Origin of the sequence: Nostoc favosum CHAB5714, assembly GCF_020829495.1 — a bacterium.
In the GTDB taxonomy this organism is placed as follows: Bacteria; Cyanobacteriota; Cyanobacteriia; order Cyanobacteriales; family Nostocaceae; genus Nostoc; species Nostoc favosum.
The window spans coordinates 1-10,388 of record NZ_JAIVFQ010000157.1; the positions used below are offsets into that span (position 1 = coordinate 1).

The 10,388-nt window shown below is 59.0% G+C and carries 14 protein-coding genes; 6 read left to right on the forward strand and 8 right to left on the reverse strand.

Features of this window, described 5'->3' with window-relative positions:
• The 4 genes from LC586_RS43710 to LC586_RS43725 form a co-directional block, all read right to left on the reverse strand.
• The coding region (locus LC586_RS43710) for a 1-deoxy-D-xylulose-5-phosphate synthase N-terminal domain-containing protein (protein ID WP_498072193.1) at nucleotides 1-261 on the reverse strand (261 nt) is incomplete at its 3' end.
• 102 nt (nucleotides 262-363) lie between these two features.
• The gene (locus tag LC586_RS43715; protein ID WP_229490873.1) at nucleotides 364-1,287 is read right to left on the reverse strand and encodes a pirin family protein; all 924 of its coding nucleotides are present in this window, start codon (nucleotides 1,285-1,287) and stop codon (nucleotides 364-366) included.
• Nucleotides 1,288-1,352: 65 nt separating this feature from the next.
• Nucleotides 1,353-1,607 carry an exodeoxyribonuclease VII small subunit gene (locus LC586_RS43720; protein ID WP_105736989.1) on the reverse strand — a complete coding sequence of 85 codons (255 nt, stop codon included), beginning with the start codon at nucleotides 1,605-1,607 and terminating at the stop codon, nucleotides 1,353-1,355.
• 4 nt (nucleotides 1,608-1,611) lie between these two features.
• Entirely contained in the window at nucleotides 1,612-2,553 is a 942-nt protein-coding gene (locus LC586_RS43725) for a histone deacetylase family protein (RefSeq protein ID WP_229490875.1), read from the reverse strand.
• A 234-nt stretch (nucleotides 2,554-2,787) separates the two neighbouring features.
• Between LC586_RS43725 and LC586_RS43730 the strand changes: the two genes are divergently transcribed.
• Genes LC586_RS43730 through LC586_RS43740 form a run of 3 tightly spaced genes read left to right on the forward strand, consistent with a single transcriptional unit; the run spans nucleotide 2,788 to nucleotide 5,191 of the window.
• Nucleotides 2,788-3,822, forward strand: coding sequence for a hypothetical protein (locus LC586_RS43730; protein WP_229490876.1), 1,035 nt, complete (start codon nucleotides 2,788-2,790; stop codon nucleotides 3,820-3,822).
• Nucleotides 3,819-4,514: a hypothetical protein gene (locus LC586_RS43735; protein WP_229490878.1), complete on the forward strand. Its 696-nt coding sequence runs from the start codon at nucleotides 3,819-3,821 to the stop codon at nucleotides 4,512-4,514. The genes LC586_RS43730 and LC586_RS43735 overlap by 4 nt, the downstream gene beginning before the upstream one ends.
• Nucleotides 4,514-5,191: a hypothetical protein gene (locus LC586_RS43740; protein WP_229490880.1), complete on the forward strand. Its 678-nt coding sequence runs from the start codon at nucleotides 4,514-4,516 to the stop codon at nucleotides 5,189-5,191. Before LC586_RS43735 ends, LC586_RS43740 begins: the two co-directional genes overlap by 1 nt.
• Here LC586_RS43740 and LC586_RS43745 read toward each other — a convergent pair.
• Nucleotides 5,166-6,449: a cystathionine gamma-synthase family protein gene (locus tag LC586_RS43745; RefSeq protein WP_229490882.1), complete on the reverse strand. Its 1,284-nt coding sequence runs from the start codon at nucleotides 6,447-6,449 to the stop codon at nucleotides 5,166-5,168. The two genes, LC586_RS43740 and LC586_RS43745, sit on opposite strands and share 26 nt — an antisense overlap.
• A gap of 125 nt (nucleotides 6,450-6,574) precedes the next feature.
• Here LC586_RS43745 and LC586_RS43750 point away from each other — a divergent pair, with 125 nt between their 5' ends.
• From LC586_RS43750 to LC586_RS43760, 3 genes are all read left to right on the forward strand, one after another.
• Nucleotides 6,575-7,033 carry an Lrp/AsnC family transcriptional regulator gene (locus LC586_RS43750; protein WP_229490883.1) on the forward strand — a complete coding sequence of 153 codons (459 nt, stop codon included), beginning with the start codon at nucleotides 6,575-6,577 and terminating at the stop codon, nucleotides 7,031-7,033.
• A 65-nt stretch (nucleotides 7,034-7,098) separates the two neighbouring features.
• Nucleotides 7,099-7,395 (forward strand): type II toxin-antitoxin system HigB family toxin, encoded by a 297-nt coding sequence (locus tag LC586_RS43755; RefSeq protein WP_229490885.1) that lies wholly within the window; start codon nucleotides 7,099-7,101, stop codon nucleotides 7,393-7,395.
• The gene (locus LC586_RS43760) at nucleotides 7,395-7,799 is read left to right on the forward strand and encodes a helix-turn-helix domain-containing protein (RefSeq protein ID WP_105736979.1); all 405 of its coding nucleotides are present in this window, start codon (nucleotides 7,395-7,397) and stop codon (nucleotides 7,797-7,799) included. Before LC586_RS43755 ends, LC586_RS43760 begins: the two co-directional genes overlap by 1 nt.
• A 40-nt stretch (nucleotides 7,800-7,839) precedes the next feature.
• Here the strand turns inward: LC586_RS43760 and LC586_RS43765 are convergent, their stop codons facing one another.
• The 3 genes from LC586_RS43765 to aroC are packed head-to-tail and all read right to left on the reverse strand — an operon-like array spanning nucleotide 7,840 to nucleotide 10,295.
• Nucleotides 7,840-8,052, reverse strand: a complete 213-nt coding sequence (locus LC586_RS43765) for a helix-turn-helix domain-containing protein (protein ID WP_229490887.1) — start codon at nucleotides 8,050-8,052, stop codon at nucleotides 7,840-7,842.
• Between the two features lie 20 nt (nucleotides 8,053-8,072).
• Nucleotides 8,073-9,176, reverse strand: coding sequence for a 3,4-dihydroxy-2-butanone-4-phosphate synthase (ribB, locus tag LC586_RS43770; RefSeq protein ID WP_229490889.1), 1,104 nt, complete (start codon nucleotides 9,174-9,176; stop codon nucleotides 8,073-8,075).
• Between the two features lie 24 nt (nucleotides 9,177-9,200).
• Nucleotides 9,201-10,295 (reverse strand): chorismate synthase, encoded by a 1,095-nt coding sequence (gene aroC, locus LC586_RS43775; RefSeq protein ID WP_229490891.1) that lies wholly within the window; start codon nucleotides 10,293-10,295, stop codon nucleotides 9,201-9,203.
• Nucleotides 10,296-10,388 lie beyond the last annotated feature (93 nt).

Genomic DNA, 10,388 nt, shown 5'->3' on the forward strand with positions numbered 1-10,388 from the left:
CAGTATCTTGTGCGGATAGGCCTGATGGCCGACATCCCAGATGATCCGGTCATGCGGCGTATCGAAAACGTGATGCAGCGCAACCGTCAGCTCGACAACGCCAAGACCGGCTCCCAGATGACCGCCGGTGGTCGAAACGGCATCCACCAGCTCCGCCCGCAGCTCCTGTGCCAGTTGCGGCAGGTCGGTCTCCGGCAAGGCGCGCAAATCCGCGGGGATTATGACGCGGTCGAGCAGCGGTGTTTCCAGTTTTTTCGCCAAAGCACAGGTTCCAGTTCCAAGGTCAATTCTTGCCAGAAGGCTGGCGCTTCCTAGATGAATTCCGCCGAAGCAGCAAGCAGTCCAGCCTTCCCGCTGCGCATGTCAATTTTCAGGCAGAGGGATGAATTCTTCCTCGTCGCCCGGCACAATATCGAAACGGCCCGAGCGCCATTCCTCTTTCGCCTGTTCGATCCGCTCTTTCGATGAAGAGACGAAATTCCACCAGACATAGCGCTTGGATGGCATGATCGCGCCGCCGAACAGCATGAAATGCGCGCCTTGCGGTGCCGATACGACAATTTCGTCTCCGGCGCGGAAGGCCAGCAGGCGATCGGCAGGAAAACTCTCCCCGGAAATCTCCACGGACCCATCCAACGTATAGATTGCCCGCTCTTCAGCGGCGTCCGCCGGTATCTGGATATGCCCGCCCGGTTGCAGGCGGATATCGATGTAGAGTGTCTCGGCATGCTGCTTTACCCGCGATCCCGCACCATGGAATGTTCCCATGACCACACGTGCTTCCATGCCGGCCTCGCGCAGCACCGGCAGTTCGCCCGCCGCCGTATTGGCAAAGGTGGGGTCGATTTCCTCGAGATGATCGGGCAGCGCCAGCCATGTCTGCAGGCCCGATATGGGCAGCGGCTGGGTGCGCAGCTCTTCCGGCGAGCGTTCGGAATGGACAATACCGCGGCCGGCGGTCATCAGATTGACGTCACCCGGCCGGATGACCATTTCGGTGCCGAGACTGTCGCGATGACGGATATTACCGTCAAAGAGATAGGTGACCGTGGACAGGCCGATATGCGGGTGCGGACGCACGTCAAGCGCATCGGTGGGACGCAAAATGGCCGGTCCCATGCGGTCAAAGAAAATGAACGGGCCGACAAGCCGCCGCTTGGCGGTGGGCAGTGCGCGGCGAACCTGCAGGCCGCCGACATCGCTCGTGCGCGGGATGATCAGCGTTTCAATCGAATCAACGGCCGTGGTGTCGCCGGGTTGCGGATCATTGCCGGGAAAAAAGCTCATCAACGCTGCTCCAACTCATCGGAGCCGCATCATAGCGTCTCGCAGCCCGGCTGAACAGCCGCGGTCTATTCCGGGTCGAGCGGCTCGGTGCCGGCGGGCTGGCCGTCGCGGCCTAGCCGGATTTTTTCGACCTTGTCCTCCGCGGCGCGCAACAGCGTATCGCAATGTTTTTTCAGGGCTTCGCCGCGTTCATAGATGCGGATCGACTGCTCAAGCGGCACATCGCCGCGCTCGAGATCATCGACAATCTTTTCCAGTTGATCGAGCGCCTGCTCGAAGCTCATGGCGGCGATATCGGCATTGGGTTGTACATCGGCCATGGTTTCAACCTTTCATCAAACGTTTGATATGTGCGCCGGCAGACAGCGACATGCCCTTGAGGTCGTAGCCGCCTTCCAGCAGGCTGACAAGCCGGTTCGACGCATACTTCCCAGCTCTTTCCAGCAAAACGCCGGTGGCCCAGTCGAAATCATCCTCGTCCAGATTGATCTCGGCCAGGGGATCGCGATGATGCGCATCGAAACCGGCCGAAATGATGATCAGATCCGGCTGGAAGCTGTCGAGCGACGGCAGGATACGCGTCTTGAATGCCTCGCGGAAATCCTCACTCCCGGTCTGGGGGGCGAGCGGTGCATTGACGATATTGCCCGCGCCCGTTTCATCCCTGGCGCCGGTGCCGGGATAGAGCGGCATCTGGTGGGTCGAGCAGTAAAGCACGGACGGATCGTCCCAGAAAATGTCCTGCGTGCCATTGCCGTGGTGCACATCCCAGTCAACGATGGCGATCCGCTCCGCCCCATGCACCTTCTGGGCGTGGCGGGCGGCAATGGCGGCATTGTTGAACAGGCAAAAGCCCATGGCCCGGTTGCGCTCCGCATGGTGCCCCGGCGGGCGCGATGCGACAAAGACATTGTCCGCCTGGCCGTTAAAGACATCATCGACCGCCGCATTGGCCGCGCCGATGGCAGCAAGCGCCGCCTCCCAGCTCTTCGGGCTGACGGAGGTATCGGCATCGACCCGGGTGATTCCCGCGTCCGGAATGGCCGCACGGACCCGCTCGAGATAATGATCCGGATGGGCATAGAGGATCGTTGCCGCGTCACCCGGCGGCGCCAGCACCCGGTCCAGGGCATCGAACGCACTGTCCTCCAGCACCTTGTTCAGCGCCCGCAGCCGGTCCGGCCGCTCGGGATGGCCGACGGGCGTCAAATGCTCGAGATAGATCGGGTGCGTATAAAGACGGGTGACCATATCGGCTTTCTGCAACTGTGAATGGACATCGGCACAAGGCTTGGGTTGCGCCGGGAGAATGTGCACAGACACCGCGCTTCGCACAAGAGCCAAAGCAGCGGACCTTGCATGGTTTTCCCGAACTTCGGGCGGGATCAACAGGGCCATCGAGACTGAAATTTCGCATATTTCAGCGAAAACCTCGACCAATGTCTAATTGACGGCCTCCCGCTCGATGTAGGAATATTATCCCTTTAAAGGATAGTATTCATGAATTTACAGAATGAACATTCTTCCAGACACCTCCGGCTCCGCTGGCATCTTTCCGCCAACGCGCTCCAGCTCAAGGCGCTGAAACTCGCACCGCCCAACAGCCTGCGCAGCGATCAGTACCGCCAGCTCGACTATCAGCGCGCCTTGCTGGAGGCCGAACTCAGGCTGCAGGAGGAAATCGATCTTCTGCGGAAATACGATCCCGACCAGCCGCGCGAGCCAGCCGGAGTACCGGAGGGTGGACAGTGGACCGATGCGGCGGGCGCAAGTGCCGTACTGGGAGCAGCCGCGGCAGGTACCCATGCGCAGGGCTCTCAACCCGCTATACCAGCGCTTCGTAATCCCGCCAATACGCCAAAGCTGTCATCCGGAAATGTTCGTGGCATTGCCACTCTGTCAGCAATCGTGCCACGCATACGGTGGAACGACGACATTGGCAGTCAAGTCGAAGAATATAACGAACTGACCGCAGAAGTTGGGGACGATGCTCGTCTCGTTCCTATTATCGCGTCCCGTGCGCAAGCCTATACCAAGGGCAAAGACGACGCGAAAGTCTGGGCCGCCGTCGCGGCCCTCTCACGGGACGAGGCGGCAAAATATTGCCCTAACTTCCTGAGAGTTCAGACCATGCTGAATGAGGCGGCGAGAGAAGCCGGACCGGTTTCCAATTTTGGCTCGACGACGCTTCGGGGTACAGCGATTCATTCCCTGCTCAAGCAGAAAGTCGAGAACATCGGAAGTCCCGACCTGCGCGCTGAAATATCCGCTCTTAAATCGCTCAGCGGATCACTGGCAGATCGCATTTATCCATCGCACAACGACCCATCCAGGTGGGCAAAATATGCGGGCAAGGGGACAATTCGCGTCGATGTCTATGACAGGGCCTCGGAAAAACTTGTCTGTGTCTATGACGCAAAAACCGGGAAAAGAGATATCACGGTTCCGCGGTTGGGTGAAATCGGCAGAACAGTCGCCAGGTATTTTGGCGAAGGCACACAATTCTTTGTCATGGGGATGAAACCGTTCGAATGACCACGATCACGCAAACCAAACAAGCCGTCCAGCCTCTGCTCGCTCGCCATTCTGATCTGGCGCTGGTGGGGCGATACCTCATCCTGACGCCTGTGCGGCATTTTGTTCGCGGCGTCTTCATCGATCGCAGCATCAATCAACACGCATTTGTGCCGACGCTGAGTGTCTGTCTTACATTTGATGGCGACACCGAACAGGGCATCGGCTGGGGTGACCGGTTCACCTACCGTTCCTTTGAGGACGCCGATCCTGACCTCGTCGATAAACGGAAAAACGACCCGCGCTTCGGCGTCTGGGACATACGCTATCCCGAGAATATTGAACTGATGCTGCGGTTCACCGAGGCGGCGTTGCAATCGTTACGCGCGATGGTCACGTTCGAGCAAATGATGGAGTTTGCCCGCCGCTACGAGAACAATCTGACGCCGTTTGAATTCATGTATTATCCACGGCTGCTAATGGCCGCAGCCACCGGCGATTTCGAGACGGCAAGATACATCGTCGGCAAAAGGGAGGGACTAAGGCAAAGCTTTGAGGTCCATTATCCAGCATTCTGTCCGGCCCTGCTTTCCGAAGACCGGGCGGCACTGGCCAAATGTCTGCATGATCTGGAAGCAAAGACAATCAAGAATCTCAAGTTCACAAAATTCTGGGAGCCAACGCCCTTCCCGCTGGAAATGGATGGAGGCTGATGACAACAGGCGCTGAAATTCGCAAGATGGAAAAACCGCTGCTCGAACGCCACGATGATCTCGCAATGGTCGGGCGTTTCATGGTCGTCAAACCCATTCACCACCTTCGACGTGGAATTTATCTGGATTATTGCCGAACACCTTGGATGTTTGATCCGATAACCGTAGTGGATCTCCTAATTCCGCCAAGTGACGTCATCACGCTGGGGTTCGGTGATTTCCTTTCTGATCCCAAAACAGGATATTGGGACGCTACGAATCCGGACTCCGTTCAGCGGCTTTTCGATCTGCTCGAAGAAAAGATTCTGCCACAGCTTCGTTCCACAACGACATTTGATCATTATCGAGAATTAGCCGCGCAGTACGAGGCCTCCGGTGACTATTATGACTGGGATCGCTTCCTTGAGATGCTGATTGCCACGGCGACAGGCAATCTGGACCTTGCTCAATCCATCGTCGAACCATTGCCGGGCATGCAACACTATCTCGCGCGATTGGCGCCGTCTTTCTGCCCGGCCCTACTGGCGCGAGACTGTGTCGAAATCGCCAGGATTCTGCACGAGTGGGAGGCGCTGGCTGTCCAGAAATGCAAACTGGAGAAATTCTGGGAGCCCACGCCCTTCCCGCTGGAATTGATCGAGGCTCCGCCGGTCAGGCCGCCGCCAGGGCCTGGGTAAGGTCGGCGATCAGATCGTCGGGGTGTTCGATGCCGATCGACAGCCGGATGGTCGAATCGAGCACGCCGATCCGCTGGCGCACATCCACGGGCACGCCGGAATGGGTCATGGTGGCGGGGTGACTGGCAAGGGATTCGGTGCCACCGAGGCTGACCGCCAGCTTGAGGATTTGCAGCGCATTCAGGAACTTGAAGGCTGCGGGCTGGCCGCCACGAATATCGAACGAGAAGGTGGAACCGGCACCGGTGCACTGCGCGGCAAAGGTGCGGCCGAGCGGTGAGTTCGCATCGTGATAGGGCAGGTAGTGGATTTTTTCCACTTTCGGATGATCGCGCAGAAAATCCGCGACGGCGAGCGCATTGTTATCGGCCTTTTCCATGCGGATGCTCAGGGTCTCCAGCGAGCGGCCAAGCATCCAGCAGGAATGCGGGTCGAGCTGCGTGCCGATGGCACCGCGCAGCGCCTTGACCTGTTTCATCACGGCCTTCGAGCCGAGTGCCGCACCGGCGATCAGATCGGAATGGCCGCCGACATATTTTGTCAGCGAGTACAGGGAGATATCGGCGCCATGCTCGATCGGGCGCTGGAAAACCGGTCCGAGCAGGGTGTTGTCGCAGGCGATCACCGGCGTGTGCCCCTGCTTTTTGCCGATGGCGTCGGCAATGCGGCGGATCATCGCCACATCGACCAGGCTGTTGGTCGGGTTGGCGGGCGTTTCGATGAGGATGATGGAGACGCGGCCCCTGCTCATCGCCTCATCGGCGGCCGCCTGCACCGAGGATTCGTTGACGCCATCGGCAAAGCCGACGGCAGCCACGCCCATAGTGAGGAATGTCCTCGCCAGCAGGGTTTCCGTGCCGCCATAGAGCGGCTGCGAATGCAGCACCGCATCACCCGGGCGCACGAAGGCCAGCAGGGTCGTCGCAATGGCCGACATGCCGGAGGAGAACAGCGCGCAGCTTTCCGTGCGCTCATAGACAGCCAAGCGGTCCTCGACGATTTCGCTGTTGGGGTGGTTGAAACGCGAATAGACGAGGCCGGCACCGACGCCGGCCGGCGGCTCCTTGCGGCCGGAGACGAAATCAAAGAAATCGCGGCCTTCCTCGGCGGATTTGAACACGAAGGTCGAGGTCAGGAACACCGGCGGCTTGACCGCGCCTTCCGACAGTTCCGGATCGTAGCCATAGTTCAGCATCAATGTTTCAGGATGCAATTTGTGGTTGCCGATATGGGTTTTGGACGGATGGGGCGCGGCCATGCGAATCTCCTCGCGTGAGGGGTGGGGTGCTATCAAGCAAATTATATCAAATGCAGGGATCAATCCTTGCTTTTTACGATCAAATTGCATTGATTGACGCTAACAATTGCCATGAATGAGAGATTATGACGCAGAAAATTGCTGACGAGACCGACCGGCGCATTCTCAGGGAATTGCAGGCGGATGCGCGGATCACCAACAACGATCTGGCCGAGCGGGTCGGACTGTCCCCTTCCCCCTGCCTGCGCCGCCTGCGGCGGATGGAGGAAGCTGGCATCATCCGGGGGTACACCGCCCTCGTCGACCCTGTCATCGAGGGGTGGACCATGGCCGCCATCGCCACGATCCGGCTCAGCCGCCAGCATGAGGATGAGATCGTCATGTTCGAGGAGGCGATCCGCGGCTGGGATGAGGTGCTGGAATGCCACCTTGTCACCGGTTCACGCGATTATGTGCTGAAAGTCATGAGCGCCGGGCTGGAACAATATGAGCGCTTCATCAAGGAGAAGATCGCCCGGCTGAAATGCGTCGCTTCCATCGAGACCAGCTTTGTCATGAACACGATCAAGGAGCGGCGGGTCTAGGTCATTCAATCCCAAAATGGGAATTTTTACTTGTTCCCAATATGGGAAGCTGCTATACATGCCTGATGCAGATCATAGCCAAGAAAGCACTGCGGGCATTTTGGCTGGTGCACAATCAGGCTGAAGTACCCTTAACGGCTTGGTATGTGGCTGTGAGCAGGGCTGAATGGAAAACACAGGCGGACGTAAAAATGCAATTCGGCAACTCTGTCGACTTTGTCCGCGACAACAGGGTGATCTTTGACATTGCCGGCAACAAGTACCGCCTTATCGTGCATGTCGCCTACCCGTTCAAACGGTTGCTCATCAAATTTGTCGGCACGCATAAAGAGTACGATGCTATCGACCCGGAGACTGTGTGATGAAAAACATTCGGCCGATCAAAACTGAAGAAGACTATGACTGGGCGATTGGTGAAATCACGCACTATTTCGACAATCAACCCGAGCCGGGAACACCTGAGGGTGACCGGTTCGACGTTCTTGCAATTTTGATCGAAGCCTATGAAGACGAGCATTATCCCATTCCGGCATTGGACCCAATTTCCACCATCGCCGCGCACATGGAAATGGCCGGGCTGAATCGCCGGGCCCTGGCAGAGGTTCTTGGCTCTGCGCCAAGAGCCTCTGAAGTCATGGCCAGAAAGCGCGCGCTAACGATGGATATGGTGTTCAAGCTTAATCGCGAATGGCATATTCCTGCCGAACTTCTCGTACAGCCCTATCATCTCGTGCATGATGAGAAGAAGGTTCAAAGAAGAGCCTGACCGCTCCGATCAGTCTTTCCCCGGAAACCTCATCAACACATTATCCGGCTTCGCCAAGCAGCTCTGCAACGTCGCAATGTATTGCCGTTGCAACCTGCTCGGCGGTTTCCAGCGTAACATTCATCCGGCCCGCTTCCATGCGGCTGACATAAGCCTGATCTGCGCCAATACGCATCGCCAATTCTTCCTGCGAGATGCCGAGGGATCCCCGTCTTTCCTTCACAGCCAGACCAAATCGCTTCTTGATATCCATAAGAGGCAGGAAGCCACGCGTCAGATAATATCCGTCCGCGTGATCTGGATGCCAAAGCCTTCGAGACCGACATAGTGCCGCTCACGGGATGACAGCAAGCGGATCGAGGTGATGCCGAGATCTTTCAGGATCTGCGCGCCAAGGCCGATCTGGCGCCATTCTTCCTCGCGCACCTTGGCTTCCGCATGCGCCTCGCGGTCCTGCAGCGTGGCGCGGTTGCGGTCGTCATCGCGGCCAACGCCGACGGAGCCCTCGCGCAGGTAGACGATGACGCCGCGCTTTTCCTCGGCAATGCGCTTCATGATGCTGTCGAGCGTGTTGCGCGCGCCAAAGACGTCGCTGAGAATGTCCTCGCGCTGCAGGCGCACAGGCACATCCTCGCCGTCGCGGATATCGCCGAAAACGATGGCGGCATGGTGCATGGGCTCCCATGGCAGCGCATAGGTAATCGCCTTTGCCTGTCCGGCGCAGGTATCGATCTCATATTCGCCGATGCGCTCGATCAGGGTTTCCTTGCGCTGGCGGTAGGCGATGAGATCGGCCACCGTCACCTGGTGCAGCTTGTGCGTCTCGGCAAAGCTTGCCACCTGCGGGCCGCGCATCACAGAACCGTCGTCGTTGACGAGTTCGCAGATGACGCCGACCGGCGGCAGGCCGGCGAGCTTGCACAGGTCAACGGCGGCTTCCGTGTGGCCGGAGCGCATGAGCACGCCGCCCTCGCGCGCGATCAGCGGGAAAATATGTCCCGGACGCACGAAATCGGCAGCGCCGGCATTGGGATTGGCGAGGTTGCGCACGGTCAGGGTGCGGTCATCGGCGGAAATGCCCGTGGTGGTGCCGTGCTTGTAGTCGACGGTCACCGTGAAGGCGGTGGAATGCGGCGCGTCGTTCTCGGCCACCATCGGCGCCAGATTGAGACGCTTGGCGTGGTCGCGCGGCATGGGCGTGCAGACGATGCCGGAGGTGTGGCGCACGATGAACGCCATCTTTTCCGGGGTGCAATGCACCGCCGCGACGATCAGGTCACCCTCGTTCTCGCGCCCGTCATCATCCATGACAACGACGATTTCACCGCGTTCGAACGCGCGCAGCGCATCGACGACCCGTTTCTGATTGTAAGCCATGTATGCGCCTCTTGATTAGATGCCTTAGATGCGGCCGGTCTGGCCGCGATGTCTGAGATAATGATCGGCAATCGCGCAGGCAACCATCGCTTCGCCGATGGGAACAGCGCGGATGCCGACGCAGGGATCGTGCCGGCCCTTGGTCATCACATCCACCTGTTTGCCATCGGCATCGATGCTCTGGCGCGGGGTGAGGATGGATGAGGTGGGCTTGACGGCAAAGCGCGCGACGATGGGTGCGCCGCTGGAAATGCCGCCGAGAATGCCGCCCGCATGATTGGACAGGAAAATCGGCTTGCCGTGATTGTCCATGCGCATCTGGTCGGCGTTTTCCTCGCCGCTGAGTGTGGCCGCTGCGAAACCATCACCGATTTCCACGCCCTTCACCGCATTGATGGACATGAGATAGCTGGCAATATCCTGATCGAGCTTGCCATAGACGGGCGCACCAAGCCCCGCCGGTACATTGTCAGCGACGATTTCAACGACGGCGCCGATGGAGGAACCCGCCTTGCGGATACCGTCGAGATATCCGGCGAAGAGGTCGACGGAGCCGGGGTCCGGCGTGAAGAACGGGTTGTTGTCCACCTCGTCCCAGTCCCAGCGGTCACGGTCGATCGTGTGAATGCCCATGCCCACCAGCGCACCGCGCACGATCAGGCCGGGGACGACCTTGCGGGCAATGGCCCCGGCGGCAACGCGCGCCGCGGTTTCCCGCGCCGACGAGCGGCCGCCGCCGCGATAGTCGCGGATGCCGTATTTGACGTCATAGGTGTAATCGGCGTGGCCGGGACGGTACTGGCGGGCGATATCGCCATAATCCTTGGAGCGCTGGTCCGTGTTCTCGATCATCATCGAAATCGGCGTGCCCGTGGAGATCATGGTGACGCCGTCATCCTGCAGCATGAAGCCGGACAGGACTTTCACCTGATCCGGCTCGCGCCGCTGGGTGGTGTATTTCGATTGGCCGGGCTTGCGTTTGTCCAGATAGGCCTGAATCTCGGCTTCGGTAAAGCTGATACCGGGCGGACAGCCATCGACCACGCAACCAAGCGCGATTCCATGGCTTTCACCCCAGGTGGTGACACGAAAAAGATGACCGAAAGTATTATGCGACATGAGATTACCCGGCGTTATGTCAGGGGGTTTTATGAGCGTTTACGCCTGTGGTCAAACCCGCCGCTGAAATTCCTTCGTCCACCACGAAAAAAG

Excerpts from the sequence above, each read along its gene's own strand:
- LC586_RS43730 (WP_229490876.1), top strand. The coding sequence starts at position 2,788 with ATGAATTTACAGAATGAACATTCTTCCAGACACCTCCGGCTCCGCTGG.
- LC586_RS43715 (WP_229490873.1), bottom strand. The coding sequence starts at position 1,287 with ATGAGCTTTTTTCCCGGCAATGATCCGCAACCCGGCGACACCACGGCC.
- LC586_RS43720 (WP_105736989.1), bottom strand. The coding sequence starts at position 1,607 with ATGGCCGATGTACAACCCAATGCCGATATCGCCGCCATGAGCTTCGAG.
- LC586_RS43750 (WP_229490883.1), top strand. The coding sequence starts at position 6,575 with ATGACGCAGAAAATTGCTGACGAGACCGACCGGCGCATTCTCAGGGAA.
- ribB (WP_229490889.1), bottom strand. The coding sequence starts at position 9,176 with ATGGCTTACAATCAGAAACGGGTCGTCGATGCGCTGCGCGCGTTCGAA.
- aroC (WP_229490891.1), bottom strand. The coding sequence starts at position 10,295 with ATGTCGCATAATACTTTCGGTCATCTTTTTCGTGTCACCACCTGGGGT.
- LC586_RS43745 (WP_229490882.1), bottom strand. The coding sequence starts at position 6,449 with ATGGCCGCGCCCCATCCGTCCAAAACCCATATCGGCAACCACAAATTG.
- LC586_RS43765 (WP_229490887.1), bottom strand. The coding sequence starts at position 8,052 with ATGGATATCAAGAAGCGATTTGGTCTGGCTGTGAAGGAAAGACGGGGA.
- LC586_RS43740 (WP_229490880.1), top strand. The coding sequence starts at position 4,514 with ATGACAACAGGCGCTGAAATTCGCAAGATGGAAAAACCGCTGCTCGAA.
- LC586_RS43735 (WP_229490878.1), top strand. The coding sequence starts at position 3,819 with ATGACCACGATCACGCAAACCAAACAAGCCGTCCAGCCTCTGCTCGCT.
- LC586_RS43760 (WP_105736979.1), top strand. The coding sequence starts at position 7,395 with ATGAAAAACATTCGGCCGATCAAAACTGAAGAAGACTATGACTGGGCG.
- LC586_RS43755 (WP_229490885.1), top strand. The coding sequence starts at position 7,099 with ATGCAGATCATAGCCAAGAAAGCACTGCGGGCATTTTGGCTGGTGCAC.